The sequence below is a fragment of the Acetobacter estunensis genome (assembly GCF_011516945.1).
Taxonomy (GTDB): Bacteria; Pseudomonadota; Alphaproteobacteria; order Acetobacterales; family Acetobacteraceae; genus Acetobacter; species Acetobacter estunensis.
In genome coordinates this window covers 1-26,012 of sequence record NZ_WOTH01000016.1, presented here as the reverse complement: position 1 = coordinate 26,012, position 26,012 = coordinate 1, and the positions used below count along the sequence as shown (strand labels likewise).

The 26,012-nt window shown below is 55.4% G+C and carries 20 protein-coding genes and 5 pseudogenes; 11 read left to right on the top strand and 14 right to left on the bottom strand.

Annotation, left to right across the window (positions count from 1 at the left end):
• Positions 1–24: 24 nt before the first annotated feature.
• From GOB87_RS09130 to GOB87_RS09110, 5 genes are read right to left on the bottom strand one after another with little or no spacing between them, the layout of a single operon-like run.
• Positions 25–594 (bottom strand): hypothetical protein, encoded by a 570-nt coding sequence (locus GOB87_RS09130; protein WP_166315545.1) that lies wholly within the window; start codon positions 592–594, stop codon positions 25–27.
• Between the two features lie 14 nt (positions 595–608).
• Positions 609–1,751 (bottom strand): baseplate J/gp47 family protein, encoded by a 1,143-nt coding sequence (locus tag GOB87_RS09125; protein ID WP_166315542.1) that lies wholly within the window; start codon positions 1,749–1,751, stop codon positions 609–611.
• A 1-nt stretch (position 1,752) separates the two neighbouring features.
• On the bottom strand, positions 1,753–2,109 hold the full coding sequence (locus tag GOB87_RS09120; RefSeq protein WP_166315539.1) for a phage tail protein: 357 nt from the start codon (positions 2,107–2,109) through the stop codon (positions 1,753–1,755).
• A gap of 34 nt (positions 2,110–2,143) precedes the next feature.
• Positions 2,144–2,677 (bottom strand): phage baseplate assembly protein V, encoded by a 534-nt coding sequence (locus GOB87_RS09115; protein ID WP_166315536.1) that lies wholly within the window; start codon positions 2,675–2,677, stop codon positions 2,144–2,146.
• Positions 2,678–2,704: 27 nt separating this feature from the next.
• Positions 2,705–3,793: a phage late control D family protein gene (locus tag GOB87_RS09110; RefSeq protein ID WP_166315533.1), complete on the bottom strand. Its 1,089-nt coding sequence runs from the start codon at positions 3,791–3,793 to the stop codon at positions 2,705–2,707.
• 437 nt (positions 3,794–4,230) lie between these two features.
• Here GOB87_RS09110 and GOB87_RS09105 point away from each other — a divergent pair.
• The 3 genes and pseudogenes from GOB87_RS09105 to GOB87_RS09095 all read left to right on the top strand — a co-directional run bounded on the left by GOB87_RS09105 (position 4,231) and on the right by GOB87_RS09095 (position 8,748).
• Positions 4,231–6,682 (top strand): annotated as a pseudogene (locus GOB87_RS09105) (membrane-bound PQQ-dependent dehydrogenase, glucose/quinate/shikimate family).
• A 121-nt stretch (positions 6,683–6,803) separates the two neighbouring features.
• Positions 6,804–7,697, top strand: a complete 894-nt coding sequence (locus GOB87_RS09100; protein ID WP_166315530.1) for a transporter — start codon at positions 6,804–6,806, stop codon at positions 7,695–7,697.
• A gap of 118 nt (positions 7,698–7,815) precedes the next feature.
• Entirely contained in the window at positions 7,816–8,748 is a 933-nt protein-coding gene (locus GOB87_RS09095; RefSeq protein ID WP_166315527.1) for a helix-turn-helix domain-containing protein, read from the top strand.
• A gap of 139 nt (positions 8,749–8,887) precedes the next feature.
• On the opposite strand, the gene GOB87_RS16800 is transcribed toward GOB87_RS09095, so the two are convergent.
• Entirely contained in the window at positions 8,888–9,208 is a 321-nt protein-coding gene (locus GOB87_RS16800; protein WP_242006268.1) for a hypothetical protein, read from the bottom strand.
• Between GOB87_RS16800 and GOB87_RS17135 the strand changes: the two are divergent.
• Positions 9,126–9,755 (top strand): annotated as a pseudogene (locus GOB87_RS17135) (hypothetical protein); the annotation flags it as partial. The gene GOB87_RS16800 and the pseudogene GOB87_RS17135 overlap by 83 nt on opposite strands.
• Positions 9,756–9,890: 135 nt before the next feature.
• On the opposite strand, the gene GOB87_RS16985 reads toward GOB87_RS17135, so the two are convergent.
• The gene (locus GOB87_RS16985) at positions 9,891–10,013 is read right to left on the bottom strand and encodes a hypothetical protein (RefSeq protein WP_277876607.1); all 123 of its coding nucleotides are present in this window, start codon (positions 10,011–10,013) and stop codon (positions 9,891–9,893) included.
• Between GOB87_RS16985 and GOB87_RS17130 the strand changes: the two are divergent.
• Together GOB87_RS17130 and GOB87_RS09090 are read left to right on the top strand one after the other, a co-directional pair.
• Positions 9,987–10,142 (top strand): annotated as a pseudogene (locus GOB87_RS17130) (hypothetical protein); the annotation flags it as partial. The gene GOB87_RS16985 and the pseudogene GOB87_RS17130 overlap by 27 nt on opposite strands.
• Positions 10,143–10,301: 159 nt before the next feature.
• A complete protein-coding gene (locus tag GOB87_RS09090) occupies positions 10,302–15,509 on the top strand; it encodes a Hint domain-containing protein (RefSeq protein WP_338421432.1) in 5,208 nt (1,735 codons plus the stop codon).
• 120 nt (positions 15,510–15,629) lie between these two features.
• Here the strand turns inward: GOB87_RS09090 and GOB87_RS16980 are convergent, their stop codons facing one another.
• The 7 genes and pseudogenes from GOB87_RS16980 to choW all read right to left on the bottom strand — a co-directional run bounded on the left by GOB87_RS16980 (position 15,630) and on the right by choW (position 20,030).
• Complete coding sequence (locus tag GOB87_RS16980; protein ID WP_264805107.1) at positions 15,630–15,749, bottom strand: PhzF family phenazine biosynthesis protein; 120 nt, start codon at positions 15,747–15,749, stop codon at positions 15,630–15,632.
• A gap of 56 nt (positions 15,750–15,805) precedes the next feature.
• On the bottom strand, positions 15,806–16,132 hold the full coding sequence (locus tag GOB87_RS17125) for a DapH/DapD/GlmU-related protein (protein WP_304515783.1): 327 nt from the start codon (positions 16,130–16,132) through the stop codon (positions 15,806–15,808).
• On the bottom strand, positions 16,123–16,320 hold the full coding sequence (locus tag GOB87_RS17120) for a maltose acetyltransferase domain-containing protein (RefSeq protein WP_242006267.1): 198 nt from the start codon (positions 16,318–16,320) through the stop codon (positions 16,123–16,125). The genes GOB87_RS17125 and GOB87_RS17120 overlap by 10 nt, the downstream gene beginning before the upstream one ends.
• Positions 16,321–16,350: 30 nt before the next feature.
• A pseudogene (locus tag GOB87_RS09075) lies at positions 16,351–16,639 on the bottom strand (DUF1349 domain-containing protein); the annotation flags it as partial.
• 167 nt (positions 16,640–16,806) lie between these two features.
• Positions 16,807–17,745, bottom strand: coding sequence for a glycine betaine ABC transporter substrate-binding protein (locus GOB87_RS09070; protein WP_166315521.1), 939 nt, complete (start codon positions 17,743–17,745; stop codon positions 16,807–16,809).
• A gap of 206 nt (positions 17,746–17,951) precedes the next feature.
• Positions 17,952–19,166: a choline ABC transporter ATP-binding protein gene (gene choV, locus GOB87_RS09065; RefSeq protein WP_166315518.1), complete on the bottom strand. Its 1,215-nt coding sequence runs from the start codon at positions 19,164–19,166 to the stop codon at positions 17,952–17,954.
• Between the two features lie 15 nt (positions 19,167–19,181).
• Positions 19,182–20,030 (bottom strand): choline ABC transporter permease subunit, encoded by an 849-nt coding sequence (gene choW / locus GOB87_RS09060; RefSeq protein ID WP_166315515.1) that lies wholly within the window; start codon positions 20,028–20,030, stop codon positions 19,182–19,184.
• A 409-nt stretch (positions 20,031–20,439) separates the two neighbouring features.
• Between choW and betB the strand changes: the two genes are divergently transcribed.
• The 5 genes and pseudogenes from betB to glyA all read left to right on the top strand — a co-directional run.
• Positions 20,440–22,542, top strand: a complete 2,103-nt coding sequence (betB, locus tag GOB87_RS09055; RefSeq protein WP_166315512.1) for a betaine-aldehyde dehydrogenase — start codon at positions 20,440–20,442, stop codon at positions 22,540–22,542.
• A 26-nt stretch (positions 22,543–22,568) separates the two neighbouring features.
• The gene (betA, locus tag GOB87_RS09050; protein ID WP_166315509.1) at positions 22,569–24,224 is read left to right on the top strand and encodes a choline dehydrogenase; all 1,656 of its coding nucleotides are present in this window, start codon (positions 22,569–22,571) and stop codon (positions 24,222–24,224) included.
• Positions 24,221–24,856, top strand: coding sequence for a GNAT family N-acetyltransferase (locus tag GOB87_RS09045; RefSeq protein ID WP_166315506.1), 636 nt, complete (start codon positions 24,221–24,223; stop codon positions 24,854–24,856). The genes betA and GOB87_RS09045 overlap by 4 nt, the downstream gene beginning before the upstream one ends.
• Complete coding sequence (locus tag GOB87_RS09040) at positions 24,856–25,737, top strand: carbon-nitrogen hydrolase family protein (protein WP_166315503.1); 882 nt, start codon at positions 24,856–24,858, stop codon at positions 25,735–25,737. The genes GOB87_RS09045 and GOB87_RS09040 overlap by 1 nt, the downstream gene beginning before the upstream one ends.
• Before the next feature lie 113 nt (positions 25,738–25,850).
• Positions 25,851–26,012 (top strand): annotated as a pseudogene (glyA, locus tag GOB87_RS09035) (serine hydroxymethyltransferase); the annotation flags it as partial.

Here is a 26,012-nt window from a genome sequence, read left to right as displayed (position 1 = left end):
ACTTACATCACAAATCACATATTATCAGGATTTTATAGCAATAAACACATCGATCCCTTCGCTTTTTGTCTTCAGAAGCGCCGTTGCAAGGGCGCTTTTATCCGCACTCGCATCATCAACTTCCACAAAAACACATCCGGGCGATGAGCGGGAACCATAACGTCGTGTGTCTGCATTGAAAGCGTCCCGCCCATAGCAGGCACAATCCGGCGCACGCCAAGGTTCAAAAATCCGCCCTTGGGTGGTCAGGCTATCGATCTGCTCCTCGAACGCCGCCCGTGTGTTTCGCTTAACCACGAACTCTTTTTGAATGCGCGCAATATAATCAGCATCGCTTTCACCACTCACTCGCGGCAACGAACCACCGAAGTAATCCGTGGCGGCCATATCGACAAAGTTGCCGGTGCCGGTCTGAAGGCGGCTCTGGTTACGAATATAGGTCAGCAGTCCGTACATCGCAGTCCATGGCCACGCCAGACCTGCCAGAACACCATCCAGAACAGGCGTATTTTTCTCTGCCACAGATGGAAACCATGAGGCAGGCAACACAGCGCGAATACGCGCTGCAATATCTTTCAAATCTCCAGTTGCCATTTTCTGACGCCTTTTCAGCTTGTAGCTTGGGTCACATTGACAGCTTCAACACGCACCACTGTGGCCGTGCTCCCACCGACATCGGACGTCTGGCCATTAATGGTCAGCACACCCACACTGCTGACAAGACTTCCCGCTGCCTGCACGGCGATACTGGAGACGCGGGTGTACTGACACAGTTCTCCCACAGCGAGTGCGTCAACATAGTTGGTGATCTCATTGACGATCGCGTTCTGAACGGTTGCCAGAGCCACCCCTGTTGCCAGACTTACTGAAAGTGTGATCGTCACCGGGATAACCGTCGCGCGAATGGTGGATGTTTCAACTCCACAGGCTCTTGTTGCCTCAATGGCCGTTTCCACCGATTCCAAAAGACTTTGCGGTGTATTACCGGAGCCATCGTCAATAACCGCATAGAAAAAACCTGAACGATACAGGCCGTCCACCGTCTGATTCTCCACCACCTGATAGCTGAGATTGGACGCAACACCCGAAATCGCTGCCTCAATGGCCGTCAACGTGGCAGAAGCGAGAGAAGCAAACCACAGCGCCACACGACTTTTGACCGCTGCATCGCTTTCCTGATCGGCGCCGTTGGCGGCGGCAGCCAGATTTGTACAGGTATCGATACCAGCAATCTGGGTTCCCAGAAGGTTGACCGAACCCGCCGACACATTTCCGACAGACCCCGCGACAGTACAAACCACGGGACAGGTAATCGAGGTTGTCCCTTGGGGACGTACATATCCCCCCGCTGTCGTGGACCAGTACTGGTTGGTCGTATCTTCCTTTACCGAGAAAGAAACGGTTCCATCCGCTGTCTTGACGACCGCCCCCACAGGAACCACAGCCGACGTGGAATCAGGCGAAAGACTGATGAACGTCTCAGTCGTGGTCGCATATGTCGCGCCCAGACGCGAAATACCAAACTGGCTGATCCATGAATCAACATCCGCGCCAAAAGACGTCGAAAGCCGCGTGACGGAAAGCACCTGCAGAAGCAGGTATTGCAGCCATAAAGCTACCGTCGCATTGCCTTCATACAATGAGCGCAGAACGGAACCGGTCGAGAAATCAAGAAGTGACGAACAGACACTTTTTGCTGTCGCAGATGCATTTTCCACCAGTGTGGAGAAATTCTGTAGTGAAAGATTCATCTCACAATTCCACCGATGATGTCTCGCCCGTGGCCGTACTGATGTAACTGATACTGATTCGACGGGTTCCAAGAGCCGGAGTGGTGAGTGTCACGGAGGGCGTCTGCGTCTGTGAAACGCTGCTCTCCAACGTCATTTGCTGAAGCACGATTGCTTCAATGTCCGCCTGCGTATCCGTTCCTCCCACCCGCCCCGGCAATCCTGCGCCATAGTCCAACGAAAAGAGGTAATCGCCAGCGTTGGTACACAATCTGCGCAGCACACGCTGGTCTCCAAGATCGGCATTGGACGCCACCAGAAGATCACCGCTGTCCGATACGGAAATGTCGGCTCCTACAATATGAGAAATATCTGACATATATAAAAATAAATCCTCAAATTAATATGCGTGTTTACTGAGGCCCACTGGTTGTATCCGGACCGGATTTCACGCCCCCATGAACATGCGAGGTCAGAGCGATCCCCGCAGCTGTCACTTCATCCTTGGCCGTGACACGGCCGGAAACCGTCACATCTCCTTGAATGGAGACATCTCCGATCATGGAAATTCCTGAATTTGTCATGACAAATTCAGTCGAACCCGATTGTATTCCCACCTGTCCCGCTGTCAGTTTTTTATCGCCCAATGCCGCAAATTCAGGCGGAGGAGAGGTCGCATCGAAAACACGGGCAACCACGACGTAATTATCACCGTCTCCTTGCGCCGTTTCCACGAGCACATGCGTGCCAATGGCCGATGGCGCGTAAAGGGTCACGCTCCCCACGGAACAGGCGGTGTCACAGATCCAGCCCGTCTCGGTATTTTCCGGTTGCAAACGCACTTTTACCAAACCGGAAGCCGCATCCGCTGCACTGACTACGCCAAATCGGGCTCGGGCAATCCGGTTGGTGTGGGCGTACATGAGCATGTCAAGAGAACCGCGCAATGACATTGTCCTGTGGCTTTTCTGAAGTTACTGGATGTCACGTGGGCGCAGCATGAGGGATTGTGTCGCATGCTTCTCCGCAAAGGACTGCACAATTTCATCAATAGTGTAGACCAGCGCATCGAAGGATGTAGCGGTTCCCTGTATCCGCACTTTCTGCCGCACCGACAGATCGAGAGCGGGATTAACGTCCATGCGAATGGTGCGCCCATGCGCGGCCAGTTCGCCATAGCGCTGTTTCGCCAACACCAAACACTGGTCGAGCGTGGTTCCAACAGGGGCTGTAAATGTAAACATCTGGCCGGAAGCCGCTCCTTCCGGCCAGCTTGCGGAGTGAACAACCTTCTGGCGCGCATCCCAGGCCGAGACCGTCACGCTCACACCTTCCGTATACAGAGGTCGATGAGACATCCGCATATCGAGCACTGCCGCATCCACACCCGATGAAGATGCCTGCCCATCGCTCCAGTTTAATGTAATGATATCGGTATTTTCATCAGGTTTACGAAAATGAAGGGTGCGGTCATCGACCCACAGGTCATAACCATAATGACGTTGCATCCCCACACAGAAATCCCACGCCGTCTGGTAGCGATGCATACCCGCCAGACCGTGGGCCTTGTGTTCATACTGATAAAACTGACCGACAAATCCGTCGGTCGCATCGATATCCGCGTCCAGCCCCGCCGATTGGGCAAGCTGGGTCATGGCTTCCGCAGCACTCATATTCATGAAGGAAAGTCCGGAAAGTTCCAATGCCATCAGAGCGGCCGACCAGTCACGCCCAGAAACCTGCACAGTCCCTGATGAGGGATGATATTCGATATGATCGATAGATCCGGAAAACAGCTTTGTCTGACTTGAAGAGTTCCCCGTGAGATCATCATCGGAAAATCCACGGAAAATCTGGAATGATGAACTGCTGTCCGGATTCAACTGTAATGGAGCGGAAAGAGATGACGCAAACACAGCGGAAAATGTCGCCGCCTCCGCCATGCGTGACGTACGCACCTCAACACGCTGCGGCACCGGAAGCGTGGTGTTGCCATATTGCACGCTCAGTCGAGGCCGGATGACCCCAGAGGAAAGCTGTGTCGTCAGAAGCGAAGAAGACATAAAAAGATCCGCCGAAACGTGTCCTGTCCTCCTTCGCTAAGTGTCTCAACACGACCGTCCAAGGACGTCTTCATGGCCGATATCATGCCGAGCACCCACGATCATGCGCGAACACCCCCCATGTTCAGCGAAGTGAGCGACTCTCTAAGAACGGCTCCATTCCCACCGTAGAATCCTCTCGCAAGACAAAAAAATCTCCCTCCGTTCGAGGGAGCTTCGGACGGGGAATAACACTCTTATCAACAACATAGCCATTGACTGTATCAGCCATGAGACAGTCCTGACGTTCCCATACACAGAAACGTGAACTCTCTCATTCATGTGTTGGCTCAGCCACCCCTGTCCTGAAAAGGAATGCACATCATGGGCATTCCGTGCGCGTGGGCTTTGCCTGCCAGTCGAGAGTGCACCTGCAAACGTGTCGAGAGAAAGACAGGATGCAACATAGCAAAACCGGGGCGTGGTCATGGCTGACCGCTGTCCTGCTGGGCCTGATCGGCCTGTATCTTTTCCTGGGAGGGGCCTATCTGCTCATCCTCGGCGGCTCATTGTTCTACGTGCTGGCAGGTCTTGTCCTGCTGGCCGTCGTGGCAAGCGGCTTTCGCGCCCCGCGCACGGCCATGCGCCTTTATGCTGGTCTGCTGCTGGTCGCCACCATCTGGTCGGTGGTCGAAAGCGGCTTCGATATCTGGGGGCTTGAAGTCCGCCTCCTCACACTGGTGGGTATCGGCGCATGGCTATTGATCCCCGGCGTCTGGCGCACCGGAGCTAGCTGGCTGTCCGACAAGCGCGAAGTGCTGGGGGCGCTTGTCGTCGCGGGCATCGTGTTGGTGATCGGTGCCTGCACATCCCACTCCATCGAAGGCACCGTGCCCGCTGATCGCATGGCGGCTGCAACACCCGATCTGCACGATGACCAACCGGCAGGTGACTGGCGCTATTACGGTCGCAATGCACAGGGTGAACGCTACACCCCGCTCGCCCAGATCACCCCCGCAAACATCGGCAAGCTGAAGCGTGCATGGGTCACCGAGACAGGCGACACACAAAAGGCTGGCGAAGCTGTCGTCGCCGGTCCGGATGCCGGGCACGAGTTCAACCTCGAACTTACCCCGATCAAGGTCGGTGACACGCTTTACATGTGCACGCCCCATAGCTGGGTGATGGCCATGGACGCTGCCACCGGCAAGATCAAATGGAAATACGATCCGCATCCGGCCAAGGCCGATCTGGATACGAACGTCTATCTCGCCTGCCGCGGCGTGTCCTACTACCGCATTCCCGACGAAATCCAGACATCCTGCCGCGAGCGTATCTATTCGCCGGTGGCGGATGCCCGGATCGTGGCTGTCAACGCTCAGACGGGACAACCTTGTGACGACTTCGGTGACCACGGCTTCATTTCCATGCGAGACTACATGGGCAATGTGCCGCTGGGCTTCCACTTCATCACATCACCCCCGCTGGTCATGAAAAACCGCCTCATCACGGGTGGATGGATCTTCGACAATCAGGCCAACTTCGAACCGTCCGGTGCCGTGCGTGCCTTTGACGCCACCACGGGCAAAATCGCCTGGGCGTGGGATGCAGGCCACAATCCTGAGACATGGACCCCGGGTCCGGGCGACACCCTCACCCGTGACACACCCAACGCATGGGGTGTCTACACCGCCGATCCCGATCTTGGACTGGCCTATATTGGCACCGGCAACGCTCCGCCGGACAACTGGGGCGGCTCTCGTCGTCCGTTCGATGACGCCACTTCCAGTTCCACAGTGGCTCTCGACATCGTAACCGGTGAGCGCCGCTGGCTTTACCAGACGGTCCATCATGATCTGTGGGACATGGATCTGCCCTCAGGCCCCTCCATGGTCGATCTGCCCGGTCCCGATGGCCAGACCATCCCGGCCCCTCGTGCAGAGCACCAAGCGTGGCGAGTTCTTCGTGCTGGATCGTCGTACTGGCCAGCCCGTCCCCGGCTATCCGGTCGAGGAACGCCCTGTTCCGACGGCAGGCCATGCTCCGGATGACCGCGTCTCCCCGACGCAGCCCTATCCGGCCGCCATGCCGAGCCTGACGCCCAAGAACCTCAAAGAAAACGATATGTGGGGCGCCACGCTGCTCGATCAGATGCTATGCCGCATCGAGTATCGTCAGTCGGCTTATGAAGGACAGTTCACACCACCGCATGTCGGCAAGACCACCATCGTCTATCCGGCGTTCTACGGTGTGGTGGACTGGCAGGGCATCACCATCGACCCAGCCCGCAAGCTGATGTTCGCCAATGCGAGCTACCTGCCGTTCCGTATCAAGCTCGACCACCGCAACAGGCTGGAAGAGGAAGGCACGCTGCCGATGTGGCAGGGTCAGGGCAACGAGCCGACGCCGAAAGGCAACGCGCTTGCCATCTCGCCTGACTACGGCACGCCGTATGTGGCCTACACCAACCCGTGGCTGAACCCGCTACAGATCCCCTGCAAAGGACCGGTCTGGGGAACGCTCACGGCCATCGATCTCGTGACCAAGAAGATCGTCTGGCAGCACCCTGTCGGCACGACGCGGGACACCGGCCCTTTCCGGACCCACAACAACCTTCCGCTGCCGACCGGCATGTATAACATCGGCGGCAACATCGTAACGAAGGGCGGCGTGGTGTTTATGGGGGCCACGGCGGATGACTATCTCCGCGCGTTCGATGTGGCGACGGGCAATGTCATCTGGCGTGACCGTCTGCCCGCAGGCGGACAGGCCACCCCGATGTCCTATGACATCGGCGGCAAGCAGTATGTTCTGATTGCTGCAGGTGGCCATGGTGGACTTGGCACCCGCTCGGGTGACTACATCATCGCCTACACGCTCGACGGCGAGCAGGGCACACCAGCCCACTGACACGGACAGTCCGGGCGGACGACGACGCGTCCGCCCGGCGTTCTTCTTCAACACGATTTTCCATTAATCGAACGGCGGTCCCTTGGGGCCGACGCGTTCCCCTGATCGTGGATCACATCCCATGCACCTGACGGACAGCGCGGAGTGGCGGCGACTTGCAGTACGTTTCGGCCTGCCGCTGCTCTCATTGATTGGCAGCACTCCTTCTCGCGCCGCCGATGTCACGCTCGCGATCATCGGTCCGCACGAGTACGACCTGCCCGTAGACTTCAAACCCTTCAACGTGCTGGTCCAGTACGGAGACGGAAACGCCGCCGGCAGCTATTACAACAGCAGCGGCCAGCGGAAACCCGGACAGGGCAGCCACACATGGGCGGGCATGACGAAATACGTCCATTTCCGCACGTTCGAAGCCATTCCCCATGTCGGTTTCGCTTTCGAGATCATCCAGAGCGAAAGCTACAGTCTGGCGAACGGCACCAACTCCGGCGGATTAGGCCCCACGATCGTCGGTCCTGCTGCGTGGTTCAAACCCAACTCCCATAGCACTTTCGGTTTTCAGACCTTCATGCAGACCAACTCCGGAACCCGTGAAGGACTGACTCCGGGCTACTGGTCGAACATCTCCAGCTTCATCTTCGACTACGAATGGAAGCATTTCAGTTTCGATGGAGACGCTGGCACCGTGACCGGCTCCACCAAACACAAAAAGGGCCAGAATCCTTCGTTTCCGGGTGTAGTGTTCTACACAAATCTACGATTCAGTTGGAAAGCCACCAAACTGATCGAACCGTTTCTTGCCTTTGACTGGCAGAACGTCACCGGCACGCATGATTTCACGCTCCATCGTGACATCGCGGATTCAAACAGCCGTGAAGCCACCATGGGCCTTGGCGTCATGTTCAATATCGCGCCCGATCTCAGTTTTACGGCCCGCTACAGCCATTCCGTCGATGGCCGGAATGTCCCCGAAAGCAACGCCTACTACGTGAAGTTCGTCTATCTCTGGCAGTAACGTCCGGCTTCCTCTCCAAATGACAATTTTCTGATATAACATTCATTCCGAATAGCTATAAATCAGAGCCATGGCGTAACCTCGCAAGAACGAGACAGGGAAAGGCAGAAGGAGACGAATGAGCAACGCAGCCGACGAACGATCCGGAGATGCTTTTCCCCGCACGTCATCAAGGGAAATTGCACGCTCATGGGAACGCTGCGAAACGGCCTATGGTCTTGATCCATCCTGCTCATGGACCGCCGATGTTCTTTCAGGTGCCGAGTTCCGTCGCGCCCGCACCCATTCCAGTCTCATGCTCCGCGCCGCCATCCCAGAAATGCGCCATCTTTTCGGACTGGTACAGGGATTAGGCCTGATGGTGTTGCTGGCCGATCCTGAGGCCGTTCTGCTCGCGCGGTGTATCGACGAAGTCCATCTGCCGGCCTGCCGCCGCCTGTGTCTACGGGCCGGAGCCGTATGGGACGAATCAGTGGCTGGCACCAATGGAGTTGGCACTGCCCTGCGCGATCGCTGCCCCATCGCCCTGACGCAAGGCGATCACTGGCGTTTCTGTTTTTCCCTGCTGGAAAGCTACGCCGTCCCTGTCTTCGACGCACAGGGCAAAGTGGCAGGGGCGCTTAACGTCGCCACCTTCAGCCAGCAGAGCACGCGTCCCCTCGCCTCTCTCATGATGGAAACCGTCCAGCAATCCGGACGGCGGATCGAGGAACAGCTTTTCCGTGCCTGTCATACCGGTCAGCGCATTCTCTCTCTTGGTTCAGCCGAAGGCAGTTCCACTCCACTGGTGGCCATCAATGAAAGCGGTGAGGTCATGGGCGCCACACACGCTGCCCGTCTTTTTGTCGGCTGGACCGATGAGATGCTCGACAACCGCGTCAATCTGTTGGGCGAGTTGGAAACCGGACGCGAAATGAGCTTTCGTCACGCTGAACAGAATGTCATCCGCACAGCTCTTGCGGCCGAGGGTGGCAATGCTTCCGCAGCCGCCCGAAGGCTTGGGATCAGCCGCGCCACGCTTTATCGGAAGATGAAAAACATAGAATTATGATGACATTAATACTGATATTTTACATTTATCTTATTCACGCAAAATAGTTACATTTTCTGCATAATAAATGCAATTTTTACCACAAAATCGATTTTTCGATATAAAAATATTTATTAACCATTTCGTGACATATCAATATTCATTCCGGATACCATTTCATTATGGGACGTGCGGAGTCTGTTCCAACCACACTCCTGAGCGGCATGACTGACACCACGCTTTCTTCTGGCACCACCTCTAGCGGCATTACGATTGCCTCTGGAGATACCCTGACTGTCACAGCGGGTGCCTCACTCGTGGACGCGACACTTGCAGAAGGTGCGGTACTTTCGCTTGGAGGCACCGCCAGCAACACATCGGTTGGCAGCAACGCCAGCATGGAGGTGCTTTCAGGCGGTGTCACCAGCGGTGCGTCCGTGTCGGTAGATGGCCTGATTGCTGTCTCAGCCGGAGGCCTCATGCAGGGCACAGTCCTGACGAGCGCGGCACCAGCACACCTTAATGACTATGCTTCCGCAGTAATCTCTGCAGGTGGATCGGGTTCCGGCACCATCATTCTTTATGATGGCGGCGAAAGCGTCTATGGCACGGAAACCGACGACATAATCGGCGGCGATCCATTCGCGACTTCTTGTCAGTCCGGTTCGATCGTGGAGGCAGACGTCCAGGCCGTCTTTTCTGGGGGGCGTTCAATCCATCCCACAGTCAATGCCGATGGTGTGATCCTGGCAGAACAAGGCGGAACTGTCATTTCGGCCGTTCTTTGCTCCAGTGCCTCGCTAGAAACCTCCGCAGGAGGTGTTGCCTCCAACACGGTCCTGGAGAGTGGCGCCAGAGAAATCGTATATGGCTCATCAATAGCCACGACCGTACATGATGGCTTTCAGGCCATTGACAGCGGTGGCACCGCCACATCCGCAGTGATTGGCTCCCTTGGCACGCAATGCATCGACTCTGGTGGAACGGCCAGTAACACGTCGGTTCTTTCAGGAGGCGCGGTTTTCGTTAGCGCTGGAGGCACCCTCACATCCGCCACCCTATCAGGGGGCACACTCACGGACGAAGGCGCGGCGTCATCTCTCACACAAACCAGCGGAACAACCCTTGTCAGCGGGGCAAACGCAACTCTCCAAAGCGCCACATTACAAAGCGGAAACCTGCTGAGCCTCACCGATCACGCAAGCGCCACACACGTTACGCTCAACAGCGGCAATGCCACGGTCACGGATAATGCCGTTCTGTCCTCCGCCACTATTGGAGCGCATGGATCGGCCATCATCACCTCAGCCGGCACGCTTCTCTCCGGCACAGTAATCAACGGCGGCCAATTAAGCGTTCTGGCCAGTGGCGTTGCCAGTGAGACAACGGTCAACAATGGCGGCGCAATCCAGATTGCGGCTGGAGGTCAGGCGTATGACACACACCTCCTGACGAAGTCGGCAATTATTGGCAATGGTGGTTCGGCCTTTGCCACATATGTCGATGAAAACTCAATAATCTCCGTCACATCAGGCGGTTTTGGATCTGACCTGACGCTTGAAGACAATGCCAATGTGAATGTCTATCAGGGCGGAAAGCTCAGTAATGTAACGGTAAACAATGGGTGGCTGGCTCTATACGCTGGTGGAGAAGCTGATTTCGTCACCATAAATTCCTGCAATCTGCAATCTTCTGTCACGTATGGAAGTTTCAAGATTCAAGGACTGGGTGCCTATGTCGTAGGCACAGTGCGAAATGCCACCATCAATTCAGGCGGCCTGCTTACTCTAATGTCCTCGGCAACCGCTGGAAGCGGTGTCAACATCACAGTGAACTCCGGCGGCCTTCTGCGCGATTATTATAATGGCCATGCGATTGACGCCGTTCTTGAAAGTGGCGGCACGGAACTCATCTCCGGCCTCGGCTACAGCACCGCAACCACCGTCAACAATGGCGCTGTCCAGTCCGTCACAACAGGCGGTATCTCCATTGCCGCACAGGTACAATCAGGGGGGCTTCTGTCGGCTGCCGGAAAATCGGCTCAGGCCAAGAACACGACTGTTGTCAGCGGGGGCACCCTTACGCTCTCGAATGGCGCGGTTGGAATCAATGATACTTTCTCTGGTGGGTCCGCAATTGTTTACAATGGCGGTACACTGAGCGGAGCGACCCTATCGGCAGGAGATGTGACTCTCAGCGGCGGCGCACTTACTGATGGCAATTTCCAGTCCGGTACCACTCTCACATTACTCAACCACGCAAACGTCACCTCCCTTAGCGCCACCAGCGCCATGGTGAATGCCGCTTCAGGAACAACTCTGGGTCTCACAACGGTTTCCGCTGGCAGCCTGCAGGTCAGCGGCACGCTCTCCGGTGGCACACTTACCAGCACCACTCTTTCTCTGGCATCGGGGGCCACAGCGCGCTCAGCTATACTGGCCGGAACCACACTGAACATGGCTTCCGGCGCCAGCGCATCGGGTCTTGCCCTGACAGATGGCACATCCGTTGCCCTTACCCCAGGCAATGTTTTCATCAGCGGCATTGTGGAACAGGGTGGCACGCTTGCCGTCGCCTCTGGCGCGACCGCCTCCGCCCTGACCGTAAATGATGGCATACTCAACATTTCCTCTGGTGGCACAGTCACCTCCGCTCTTCTTGACGGAGGAAATACCGTTATCTCTTCAGGTGCCAGCCTGATCAGCGGCACTGTTCTCGATAACGGAAACCTGACGATACAGTCAGGTGCCATCATGTCGGCGCTCACGCTCTCAGGTGGATACGCCAACCTTGAATCCGGCGCGGAGTTGTCCGGGGCAGCGCTGTCTGGAGGCAACACCACATTGCAAAGTGGTGCACTCCTTATCAGTGCGACATTGGAAAACACCGGCATCGTCACAGTCCAATCCACAGCTTCTGCCAGTGATGTAAACATAACTGGTGGGCGTCTTCTCGTTGAAAGTGGTGGACAGACTGATCACGCATCTGTCGCTGCCAATGGCACTCTTTATGTCAGTGGTGGCGGCGCCACCTCGACCCTTGTGTCCGGTGGCAGCCTGAGCATTGATGCCGATGGTAGCGCTGCCAACACAACTGTTGTCGATGGGGGTCAGCTTACCGTTGGCGATCCTTCGACAAGCACGGACACCATAGTCTCATCAGGCGGAACGCTGGTTGTGGATTCCAGCGGTGTCGCTTCCAACACAACGGTTCTCACTGACGGAACCCTGATTGTAAGTTCCGGCAGTCTCGCAAATACCACGACCCTGACAGGCGGCTCTGCTTTCATCACTGGCAGTGGCGCCCAGTTACAGACTGCCACTCTGAGCGATAACGCCACACTGACTGTCACGGATCATGCAACTGCTACGAATGTAACGGTTGAAAGCGGTCTGATCGACGTAACCTCGACCGGCTCTCTCGACGCTGCGAATGTAGACAGTGGAGGCACGATTTCCGCCACGAATGGAGCCATCCTCTCTGGCATTACAGTCAACGGTGGAAAATTGGAGGTCGACAGTGGCAGCCTGGTCAGCACTCTCGTCGCACAAGAGGGGGCTGCTGTGCATATGGTGGGAGGAACCGTCGTTTCCGCCACCATCTCCAATGCCGGTCTTGAGGTCACCAGTGGCAGCGTGGCCAGTGATATCAGCGTTCTGGCAAGCGGCGTCTTTGTCGTAGGAAGTAACTCCATCAGCACGGATGCCCTCATCTCATCCGGTGGGACTGCTTCTCTCAGCGGCGGTACAGGCAGCCGAACTCAACTCTTTTCCTCTGGCAGAGAAATCGTTTCTTCTGACGGTCGAGAAATCTCGGGAGTGGTCAACAACGGTGGAACGCTGGAGGTGCTTGACGGCGGCACGGCACAGCAAATCATCGTGTCGAGTGGAGGACAGGTGGACGTGGAGGGTGGCATGCTGGAAAGCGCCACCTTGTCGTCCGGAAGCACACAAAACGTATCGCTCGGCGCAACGGCAGGGGCGTCAACCGTAAAGAATGGTGCTGCCGAAAACATATTATCCGGTGCTGTGGAGTCCGGCGGCACGATTGAAAGTGGCGGCTCTCTGAGCCTTGCATCCGGCGGTAGCGGCACAGACATCAATCTGCTCTCTGGCGGCGTCATCAGTGTCATAGATGGAGCACGCCTGAGCGATGTTACCTTTGCCTCGGGAGGCACCATTGATCTCGATAGTGAATACTGGTCTGCGCAGGATAACGACCGTCCGACCTTTATCGTTGATTCCGCAGGATCAGCCACTCTCAGTGCAACAGAAAACGGGCATGATTACCTCTTCACGCTCATCGGAGATTATACCGGTCTGACCGTAGAACGGCAGAAAGACGCGGACGGAACTGTCGAACTGGTCATGACCGGAGATGGCGCGGCCTGCTACTGTCGTGGAACGCTCATCCGAACGCCAGAAGGCGAACGTCCTGTTGAAAGTCTTCGCATCGGAGACAGGGTAGTCACATACCAAGGTGAACATCGGGCAATCCTGTGGATCGGTCGTCGAAACCACCCGGCAGATCTGGTTGCAAACAATCTCATGATTGCTCCAGTCACATTCCGTGCCGGATCTCTTGGCAATGATCTTCCCTTGCGGGATCTAAAAGTCTCTCCGCTTCATTCCATGTATGTCGAGAATGTTCTGATTCCGGCCTCTGCACTGGTAAATGGCCAGACCATACTTCAGTCTGGGATTGGCGAAGATATCGAATATTTTCATATCGAATTAGAAACACACGACATCATCTTCGCGGAAAACGCTCCATCGGAAACATTCCTCGATACCCAGAGCCGTAGCATGTTCCATAATGCCGAGGAATTTTACCGGCTTTATCCGAATCTTTCCCGTCCCCCGGCACAATTCTGCGCGCCACGCATTGAGCATGGTCCGGAGTTGGAGTGCATTCGACAAAATCTGGTGCGACAAGCCTCCTGTCCACCAACGCTTCATCCCGGCCATGTGGATGAACACGCGAACGGATTTATCCGCGGCTGGGCACGTACCGATCAGCCAGATGCCACACAGGCCACCCTCGTGCTTATGGAACACAATGTTCCGATTGCCCTGTTTCATGCGAAGCTCCCTCGGCCGGATGTCATCGCAGCCGGAATTCATGGCTTTGGCTTCGAGGAAAATATTTCTCACCTCCTCGATCCCCATCTTTCTCACGAACTCGAACTGCGCCTTGCTTCGGATCGTACGCTGCTTGCAGGATGTCCGCTCGTCATTGAAGCAACGGCTTCCGCCCAACCGCAGCAGCCAACGTCTCCATTGCAGGGGCATGTGGACATGGCCAATCACACGCATCTGAAAGGCTGGGCCTGTAATGATGAACTGAATCCGGCTTCTGTTGAGTTAGAGATTTCCGTCAACAACCATCCTGTGATCCGGACACTCGCCAATGTCCTGCGCCCCGATCTTCAGCGCCAGCGCATTGGAAGCGGCTGGCATGGGTTTGATCTTCGCTTTCCCTCCCCGCTTGTGGCTTCGCAACAGCACATCGTGCGCATCTGTCGTGTCTCCGATGGCACAGAACTGCCCGGATCACCGGTTATTCTTGAACCCATCGCTCATTTTGAGCAGGAAATCAGTTCTCTTCTCGGACAAGCCAGAAAGACACTTGCCTACAGACAAGATCGCGCTCGTCTCATGAATATTCTTGATGAACAGATGCGCCTTCTTGTCGTGCGCGATACTGAAGACAATCGGCAGTCATTCAAAGAGCGTGATCAACAGGCTCGGCGAGCGGGCACACCCGTTCCTCTCCCGCACCGTTCTTTACTTTTACTTGTGGAACAGCTTTCCGAAATTTTGTCTGAGAGAAACGGTATCCTCCAGCATCTGCTTACGATTCAGGATCTCGGTTTCAGGATCACGGTCGCGACAATTAATCGTACAGATGACGATAATAGAATCCTTCAATATCTTTCAGAAAACGATCTTTCAATCGATCTGCCATTCCGTATCTTTGGCATCGAAAATTTTCTGCGCCAACATGGAAAAGATTTCGAGGTCGTGCTGACAAAAGGCATGGACATGGCTGTCCGCTATGTGCCTCTGATCCGAAGTGGTCTCCCCTCGATACGGATTCTTATTCTTTCGGATGGCCTGTCCCCCGCTCATGACTGCAGGAAAAAACACGTTGCCGAAATTTCCACAGTCTTTCTGGCTGATGGTGTCGTGACATCCTCAAAAGCTGAAAGCCAGTTCTTGCAGCAAGCCGTTCCAGGAACACCAGTTTTCGACATACCTCTTATACAGGCATCAACTGCCCAACCAAAGCGAGGCTTCGATCGACGTGCCGGCCTTCTGGTTATTGATGAAGCTTGTTCACCTCTCTCCCTGTCATCTTCTCTCTCAGCACTGACGGTCGATTATCCTGACATAAAAATATCTTCCGATGTCATGGAAGTGCCTTATCCCCGAGCTGTAATTGCGGCACAAACCTCTGACATCCTCCCCTTCCTTGCCGCAGGCGTGCCGGTTTTATTCACACATAATCGCGAACAGAATACCCCTTCATATATCCCTGTTTTATCCGAGATTCTGCCCTCTGAATCCTTAACAATATTGAAAAATATACTAACGAAACGGAATACCTATTATCGCGCAGCACGCCTTACACGTGATTGGCACGATGCAATACATGAAAAACTGCAAAAAAAATGGAAAAACGCTCTCAGTATGTGTCCCGAAACCCCCTCTTCATCTGAAGAAGAAAACACTACGAGTAACTCCCATAATAATTTTTCCCAAACACCTCTTCTAACATAAATATTTACTTAAAAAGGCGAGACTGTGCGCGAGTGATTTCAGTCCAGGTCACCTTGATCTCATCAGGTTGTCGCAAACCCATGAATCATAACCGTCTGAAATCACTCAATTCATTTTCGGTCAGACAGTGAGATTCATCCAGTTGGCAAAAGCTACCATCTGCTCTGTGGTCAGAGCATCTTCTCCAATAGCCATGGCAACAGGATTGCCTTTGACCGGTTCGGAAGAGAATACGTCAATCTGTTGAAACTGGGATTCAGAGGTGGATGTCAGCTTATCCGCAAAGATTAAGTATTCTATTGTGGGTGTGGCGCGGTGCGTAAAAGCCTCGCCGGATTACCAGCCACGGTTGCACCAGAGACCACATCATGCGTGACGACACTTCCTGCGCCGATAGTAGCATTATCTCCGATTGCGATACCGGGCAGAATAATGGCCTCATCACCGATCCAGACATTTTTACCGACGGTAATGGGACGGCCAGATTCCAACATTTTCTGACGTAATTTAGGGACTCGCGGGTGATCAGCGGTCAGTATCTGAACGCCGGGGCCAATCTGCGTGCCGTCCCCAATCCTGACAGGTACCACATCAAGCACGGTGCAGTTGAAATTCAGAAACACATTGTGTCCCAAAAAGATGTTATAATCGTAATCGCAGAGGAAAGACGGTCGGGCAGAGATCTCTCAAGTTTATTGTAACGGGCAAGCCATTCAGTACATTGCGCCATATCGTGCTGCAATTCGGGGGCGCTGGCGACATACAGATCGCCAGCCAGCATTTTCTGTTTTTCGCTGTGCTGAGACATCATGTCAGATTATGCAACGCCTTGCCGAGAGGCGGGGTAAGGCGCCAGGCGCATAAGCCGCCAAATCTTACCATCTACCAGATACCTGAAGCCGCAGCACGCCATCAGCTACAGTCACCCGCATCCAGAAGTCTTTTGGATCGCCTCCATAAGGGGCGGTCGCCCAATCCGAACGGCCGTCGGTGAGAACACTGCTGAACATCGCGCGTCCGTCCGAGAGTTCAATCCCGGCTTTGACCCAGTGTTTTTCATCAATACGGACTATGAGACCAGCCTGATCGTACAGTTTCTCATATTCAGCACGAATACGAAGCTGCGCCGAAATTCAGCTTTCCAAGACTACGCTTCATGCAACGTAATATCTTGAGATTGATTATTCTTGGCAGAACGTAAAATCCTATGCGGGCGTTAAACTCTGAGCGAAGAAGGCCGCTTTTGACAGCGACCCTAACGCCACCAAATCAGAGCTATATGCCCTCTGCAAATCTCTCACTCGACCCCAAGATATTTCTTTACAGCGGGCAGACCGGGGGCGCCATCGGCTGTTGTCACACCGTCGAGCCATTTATCCAGCACACCGGAATTAGCTTTCAGCCAATCTTTCGTTGCCTTGGGTGCCGGGATCCGGTCGTCGCCAATAGCCTTCATCATCTCGTTCTCGCCGGGAATGGTGAATGTCATCTGTTTGAAAAGCTTTCCGACATTGGGACACGCTTCCACATAACCTTTGCGTGTCACGGTATGAACAGATGCCGCCGCACCGAAATCCTCCTCCCCACCGGTCAGATACGTGATCTTGAAGCGCATGTTCATTGGATGCGGCTCCCAGGCAAGAAAAACGATGGGTTTATGTGCCCCGATCGCCCGTGTCACCTGTGACAGCATGCCCTGTTCACTGCTCTCATTGAGATGGAACTTGCCCAGCCCGAACTGATTTTCCTTGATCAGCTTAAGAATGATCTGATTTCCGTCATTACCCGATTCAATCCCATAGATGGTGTAATTGAGTTTCGGTCCCCACGCGGCAATGTCCTTGAAATCCTTCAGTCCCTCTTGCGACACATAATCCGGCACACCCAGCGTATAATGCGCACCGTCAAGATTGGTCGCGATCCGCTCAATGCGTCCACGTTTCATATACGGTCCAATGACCGACTCACCCGAAGGCTCCCAGTCGCTGGGAAAAACATCGATCCTGTTATTCTCCATGGAAAGATAAGCCACGGATAACGTAACCAGTGTCGTCTTGGGTGTGTAACCCAATGCCGTGAGGATGTTCGATGTTACCCCAATAGTGGCGGCGGCATCGCTCCAGCCGACATCTCCAATCCTCACGACATCGCAGGAGGCAGGATCAGCAGCTCTTGCAGAGAATGTTCCAAACGAGAGTCCCACAAGAGCAGCAGCGGCGAAAAATCTTGCTTTCATCGAAAGAGATATCCTTTCAGGTGAGACCGGCCTGCACATCGCAACACAGTGTGCGCCCACTACGTTACGATACCGGAATTATTGTAACGACATACAACCCCATGTGCGACGTAAGCCCATTGGCGTTCACAATAACGTCAGGACCAACCCTGACGGCTCTCCGCTCTCCTCAACAGACACGGAAATTCTTTTTTATCTCGAGTCCTTCACGCACTGCGCGGCGTACCCGTGATAGCTCCCAGCATGTCCGCGTCGTCACACAGACCAACAATCTGTCCGCTATCGGCAATCAATACGGGCGTATTGCTGCGCTGACGCAGAACAGCTACCGTGTTGAGCGTCACACTTGAAGATGTGCAGCAGATGTGACCTGAGCGGAGAGCCAATCCAGCCAGATCGTCTCCTTCCACCTGCTCCATGGCCACCTCCAACCCGTCCGAACGGCTGACCACACCCGTTGCCGGATTCAGCACATACAGACCGCGCTCATCGAGAACGATATTGCCATCTGCAGTCCTGCCGCACATATCGAGTGGCCGCATGACACTTGCCGCCGTCAGCAGCGGCAACGGATTCATATGCCGCACGAAGTCCCGCACATAGTCATTGACCGGAGCGGATACGATGTCTTTCGGAGCACCAATCTGGATGATGCGTCCTTCCCGCATGATGGCAATGTGGCTGCCGATCCGAAATGCCTCATCAATGTCATGACTGACAAAAACAATTGTCTTTTTCAGACGCTTTTGCAGATCAAGAAGCTCATCCTGAAGTTTGCGCCGGATCAGGGGGTCGAGAGCGGAGAACGGCTCATCCATGAGAAGAATGTCAGCGTCTGTCGCAAACGCCCGGGCCAGCCCGACACGCTGCTGCATGCCGCCGGAAAGCTCCGAGACATACGAATCCGCCCAACGTGAAAGCCCAACAAGCTCAAGCTTTTCATCAGCGACTTTCCGGCGTGCCGTGGGCGTCATGCCACGCAGTTCCAGCCCGAACGCCACATTTTCCCGCACCGTACGCCATGGCAACAACCCGAACTGCTGAAACACCATCGCCACCCGCGTCCGTCGCATCTCACGCAGCGTATCGTCGTCACAATTGGCGATATCGACATGCGCCGCTCCATTGCCGATTTCGACACTGCCCCGCGTCACCCGATTGAGACGGTTCGCCGCCCGCAACAGCGTGGACTTTCCAGAACCGGAAAGGCCCATCAGCACACTGATCTCACCGCGCTGAACCTCCAGCGTTGCACCGGCCACACCGACAGTCACACCCAGTTCGGACGCAATCTCCTCACGCGTGCCTCCCGCATCGAGTCTACGAATGGCCTCGGCAATCGCTCCAGATGCATTGGTACGATGAAAGAGAATATCGACATTGCGAAAGGCGAGCGCGGTATTGAGTTCCGGGGTGTCCATCGGCTCCCTCCTTTCTCAGTGTTTGGCGCTGTGACGACACAGACGATCGAGAATGATCGCCACAAGCACGATGGCCAGTCCGGACTCGAAACCCGTGTCAATCTGGACCGTATTGAGCGCCCGCACCACGGGCACACCCAAACCACCCGCTCCCACAAGAGCTGCGATGACCACCATGGAGAGGCTGAGCATGATGCACTGACTCATTCCTTCACGGATCATGGGAAGTGCCGAGGGTATTTCCACTTTCCACAGACGTTGCCGTGCCGTTGCGCCAAAAGCATCTCCCGCTTCCAGCAAGGCCTGAGGAACCGAGGAAATACCGAGTTGCGTCATGCGGATCGGCGCGGGGATGGCAAAAACAATTGTCGAGATCATTCCCGGAACCGTCCCCAGACCGAAAAGAATCAGGGTGGGAATAAGATAAACAAAAGTCGGCAATGTCTGCATGAGGTCAAGCACCGGATGCAGCGTCCGGGCCAACCACGGGTGATGCGCCGAAGCAATACCGATCGGCACCCCGATGATCATACAGGCCACTGTGGAGAAAAAGATGAGCGTCAACGTCGCCATCGTGTCCTGCCAGTAGCCCTGATTGATGATGAACAGCAGCCCAAGAACCATGAGCAGCACAGGAGAAAGAGCCCGTTTCCACACCCACACTCCCACCGCCAACACCGCTACAAGCAGCAACGAAGGAATCGAAAGCAGAAAGCTTGTGACACCATCCGTACAGAACGAAATCGCATCACTCAGGGCATTGAAACCGCCCTGCCAGTGATCGCGAATCCAATCCACACCGGAAGATGCCCAGTCACCAACAGGGATTTTATGGGAGGTGATCCAGTCTTCCAGGCCGTTCATCGCTTTCCCTTCATGCCTTACGAAACCACGGTTTCCGAAAGAAACACTCCGCACGGCGCAGGCGTCCGTCAGAAAGACGCCTGCGCTGGCTCGACTGTGGGTGACAGCATCACAGCGCACACCTTATCATTGCGTTCAAGCAACAGAAGCAATTGTCCCCTTCCGACGCAAGCTTGCATGGTTCCGTCTTAGCAACGGCTTTCATTCCATTTCACTGGAACTTGCCCGTTGAACAGGCAATCAATCTTTCTGGATGAATGCCCGAATCTAGAACACGAATATAAAATTTCCTGCAATTCCATCGAAACAACCAATTTTTTATGAACCCACAAAAAGCATGGACTTTTGATTTCGATATCAACATAAAATAAGCGTTGAACGACCATTCAAACCCACTGGAGTCCTGCCTATGCAGTCTCCCAACCCCTCCTCGTCTCCCCGTCTTGATGACGAACGACGCCAGAATTTCATTGCAGCCACGATGTCCATCCTGGCCGAGCATGGCTATGTGGGAACGACCCTTGCCCGCATCGCGGAACGCGCAGAGGTCTCGCCCAGTCTTCTCGTCCACTATTTCGGCGATAAGGACAGCCTTCTCGGAGCCGCTTTCTGGTCGCTCTCGGAATCCTTATGGCGGGAAATCCTCCGGCGCTTCGCGACGGCACGGGATTCTCGCGCACGCCTGCAAGCCATCATCGATTCCCTTCTGGCGCCAGAGCAGTTCCGTCAACGTGAAGGCGCGGTGTGGCTTTCGTTCTGGGGACAGGTGCCCTACGCCCCCACTCTCAAACGTATCCAGCATATCTACCAGCGTCGCATGCTCTCAAATCTCTCTTACGATCTGAGAGCGCTTGTCCCCGCCCAAGAGGTGCGCCCCCTTGCCACCGCCATTGCCTCCCTAATCGACGGCACGTGGCTGCGCGCCGCTCTTTCCGAGTGGCAGGAGGCCAACAGCGCGGCAGCCCGCACACAGGTCACAGCCTTTCTCGACAGTCAGATCGCGCGACATGCTCTGACCGATCTTTCTCCAGTCCCCATTCCGCAAACGAGAACAGAAATGAAAACATGCCACAACTGGATCGACGGCCAGTTCGTAACCACCAACGGCCCCCGTTTCGAGACACGCAATCCTGCAACTGGAGAGTTGCTCGCTGAAGTCGAAACTGCCGGAAAAAGCGAACACACCGCCGCCATTGCCAGCGCCCGGCGTGGCCAGAAAGTCTGGTCACGCATGACCGGTACCGAACGCGGGCGCGTTCTGCACAAGGCTGCCGAACTACTGCGTCGTGACAATGCCGAACTCGCCCATCTGGAAACACTCGACACCGGCAAACCGATTGCCGAGACGTCCACCGTGGACATCCTCTCGGGAGCCGACGCGCTGGAATATTTCGGCTCACAGGCGTCCTCACTTTCCGGAGAATCTATCGATCTCGGTCCCGAAGCTTTCGGCTACACGCGCCGGGAACCTCTGGGCATCACGGCAGGTATCGGCGCATGGAATTACCCCATCCAGATTGCTTGCTGGAAATCCGCTCCGGCTCTTGCCTGCGGCAATGCCATGATTTTCAAAAGCTCCGAGATGACACCGCTGACGGCAGTGCGACTGGCCGCCATCTACAAAGAGGCCGGGCTGCCCGATGGCGTCTTCAACGTGCTGCATGGCGCGGGTGATGTTGGCAAACGCCTGTGTGCTGAACCTGAAATCCGCAAGATCAGTCTGACCGGCTCAGTGCCCACCGGCATTGCCGTCATGCGGGAAGCGGCGAACACACTGAAATATGTCACACTGGAATTGGGGGGGAAATCCCCGCTCATCATCTTCGACGATGCCGACATCAACAATGCCGTATCTGCTGCTCTCCTAGGAAATTTCTATTCTGGAGGGGAAATATGCTCAAATGGCACCCGTGTTTTCGTGCAGTCCGGTATCCGCGAACGCTTTCTGTCGGAACTCAAGCGACGAGTGGAAGCCATGCGTATCGGCGACCCGCTTGCTCCCGATACAGATATCGGCGCGCTCATCAGCGCATCTCATCTGGAAAAAGTCCTGTCCTATGTGAAAAGTGCCATCAATGAAGGCGCGACTCTCCTTACAGGAGGCAAGCGTCTGACGGACGGCACGTTCTCTCAGGGCGCGTTCATGCAACCAACCGTGTTCGTAAATTGCCGCGACGACATGAAAATCGCCCGCGAGGAAATTTTCGGTCCGGTCATGACTGTCCTCGACTTCACCAATGAGGAAGAAGTAATCGCACGGGCCAATGCCACCGAATTCGGTCTGGCGGCCGGTGTCTTCACCTCCAATCTGGCTCGTGGGCACCGTGTCGTGGCGGCACTGGAAGCCGGCACCTGCTGGATCAATCAGTACAACATAACGCCCATAGAACTTCCCTTCGGGGGTTATAAGAAATCTGGTCTCGGACGCGAAAACAGCCGTGCTGCTCTTGAGCATTACACACAGATCAAGACCGTCTACGTCGCGCTCGGTGACGTGGAATCCCCCTACTGACCCCACCGGAAATGAGGGCTGCCCGCATGCAGGAATTCGATTACATCATTGTCGGCGCAGGATCGGCCGGCTGTGTCCTTGCCAATCGCCTGACCGAGGACGGCAAAGACAACGTGCTGCTTCTGGAGTTCGGTGGCAGCGACAAGTCCATCATCGTACAGATGCCCACAGCGCTTGCCATGCCCATGCACAGCAAGCGCTTCAACTGGTTCTATGAAAGTGAACCCGAGCCGCATCTTGGCGGACGGCGTATGTTCACCCCACGCGGCAAGGGACTTGGCGGCTCATCCTCCATTAACGGCATGGTTTATGTCCGTGGCAATGCACTGGATTTCGAAGATTGGGTAAAGGAAGGAGCAACCGGCTGGTCCTATGCCGACGTCCTGCCCTATTTCAAAAAGGCGGAATCCTGCACAGAAGGCGACGATCTCTACCGCGGACGCACAGGCCCACTGCACACGCAATACGGCACGGTGGACAATCCACTGCATGCGGCATGGCTTCTGGCTGGATATCAGGCAGGTTATCCCGTCACCCACGACTACAATGGCTACCAGCAGGAAGGCTTTGACAAGATGAGCATGACCGTAAAGAACGGTCGGCGCTGGAATACGGCCAATGCTTATCTGCGTCCGGTCATGCACCGGAAAAATCTCGAAGTGCATCAACAGTCGCGCGCGACGAAAATTCTCTTTGAAGGCAGGCGCGCAGTTGGCATCGTCTATATGCGCGGCAACAAGGAATGTATCGCCTACGCACGCAAAGAAGTCATTCTCTCTGGTGGTTCCATCAACTCTCCGCAGCTTCTGCTACTCTCTGGGATCGGACCCGCTGCACAGCTCAAGGCTCTCGGCATCCCTGTGATCGCAGATCGACCCGGTGTGGGAGAAAACCTTCAGGACCATCTGGAATTCTATTTTCAGATCGCCTGCAAGAAACCGATTACGCTTTATTCCGCAATGAACCCTCTGGCCAAATTCAAAATCGGCCTACGTTGGTTACTGCGCAAAGATGGCCTCGGAGCCACCAATCATTTCGAAAGCTGTGGCTTTATCCGCAGTAAGGCCGGAATCCCCTACCCCGACATCCAGTTCCACTTTCTTCCCCTTGCCGTGACGTATGACGGCAAAGGCCTGGCATCCGGCCACGGCTATCAGGCCCATGTCGGCCCGATGCGTTCGAAAAGCCGGGGCCATGTGCGGCTCAAATCGGCAGATCCGACCGACAAACCCAGTATCCTGTTCAATTATCTCAGTCATCCCGACGACATGGAAGAAATGCGTGCCTGCGTACGTCTCACACGCGAACTGTTCAATCAGGAGGCGTTCAAGCCATTCCACGGGCACGAGTTGCAACCCGGTGAAGACTGCGTGACAGACGAACAGATTGATGAATTTGTACGTCAGAAAGTGGAAAGCGCCCTGCATCCCTCCTGTACCTGCAAGATGGGTGCTGCCGACGATCCCATGGCCGTCGTGGATCCCGAGACACGTGTGATCGGTGTCGAAGGCCTTCGTGTGGTGGATTCGTCCATCATGCCGCGCGTAACCAACGGAAATCTCAATGCTCCCACAACAATGATCGCGGAAAAGGCAGCCGATCATATCCGCAACCGTCCCTTACTCCCTCCTTCCTCCGCTCCTTATTACGTCGCACCGCAATGGGAGATCCGGCAACGATGAGCGTGGCGCTTGAGACCCTGACGGGAGAACACCTCCTTTCGATCGTGCCGGATCTTGCACGATTGAGAATCACGGTCTTTCGGGAATGGCCCTATCTCTACGACGGCAACATTGCCTACGAAGAAAAATATCTTCATGCCTACATGCAAAGCCCCGGGACAGCGGTGGTTGTCGCACGTGACGGGCATGAGGTCGTGGGCGCATCCACCTGTCTGCCACTGAAAGACGAGATGGCCTGTATCCGCGTACCTTTCGAGGCGCGCAGGCTGGATACGTCAGATTTCTTCTATTTTGGAGAATCCGTGCTTCTGCCGCCATGGCGAGGTCAGGGTATCGGCGTGCGGTTTTTCGAGGAACGTGAAAAACACGCGCGTATAACAGACAACGCCCGTTTCGCGGTTTTCTGCGCTGTGCATCGCTGGAAGACCGATCCACGCCGCCCCGCAAATGCCCAGAACCTCGCAGAGTTCTGGAAGCATCGCGGGTTCACTCTCTTACCATATGTCTCATGTCATCTCGACTGGAAGGAACCGGGCCTTGAGGGACACCGTGACCATCAGCTCGATTTTTACATCAAGTCGCTGCATGGGGATGCGATCCCCAATGCCCTGCTCCACAAGGAACCCTCCTGATGCCTCCTTCTCTGCGCCTTGGTGTGCTGGCATGGAAAGTTGAAAACATCGCGTCTCTTGACGACTACGCGCAACATCTTGATCGCCTCGTTGCTGAAGGAGCGCGAAAGGCCGATCTGCTGCTGATGCCGGAATATGCGTGCATGGAAGCCGCACATGCCGTGATCCAACAGCCCGATCCGGCTGCGGAACTTCACGCCGTCTGCACACACAGCGACACCATTCTCGACATCATGAGGGAGACAGCAAAAAAACATGCGGTGTGGCTCATGCCCGGCACGCTTCCTCGTCCCGAAACGGAAGGTATCCGCAACCGTGCGCCCCTGATTTCCCCCAATGGCACGGTCGCTTTTCAAGACAAGCATGTCATGACCCGGTTCGAGACGGAATCATGGGGCGTGCGCGCGGGCAATCCACCCGGCGTGTTCGAGACACCATGGGGACTGATCGGGACATCCGTTTGCTACGATTCGGAATTTCCTATGTTGGTAAGGGCACAGGTCGAAGCCGGAGCATGGCTGATCCTTGTGCCGACCTGCACGGACTCACCGCACGGTTTCAACCGCGTAAAGATTTCCGCTCAGGCCCGTGCGCTGGAAAACCAGTGCTTCGTGGCAGTCTCTCCCACGGTTGGCGATGCGCCGTGGCTTGCAACATTGGATGAAAATCGTGGCTGCGCGGGTGTGTACGGCCCCATTGATCGTGGATTTCCCGATGATGGTGTGATCGTGGAAGGCATCCTGAACAAGGGTGGGTGGGTGTTCGCCACACTCTCACCGGACAGTCTGAGCGAGGTGCGGGAAAATGGCGCGGTCCGCAACTACCGTGACTGGCCGAAATCCGTTCCACAATCCCGGATCAATCCTGTCGAACTTTCCTGATATCCGCGCCCGTCACGCGCTTTCGAACAACGACCCGTCGCAAATATGAAAGTTCCTCATTTTCGCGTCATCTATCGTATCGAATACCCTTCTCCAGAAAAGAAAACCCGACCATGACCGCAGAAACTTTGAAGAACCTCTTCCAACAGCCTTTGGCGGAACGTGACCCTGCTGTTGCGTCGGCGATTGGTGCCGAGCTTGAGCGCCAGCGCGACGGGATCGAACTGATCGCCTCCGAGAACATGGTCTCCGAGGCCGTGCTTCAGGCCCAGGGC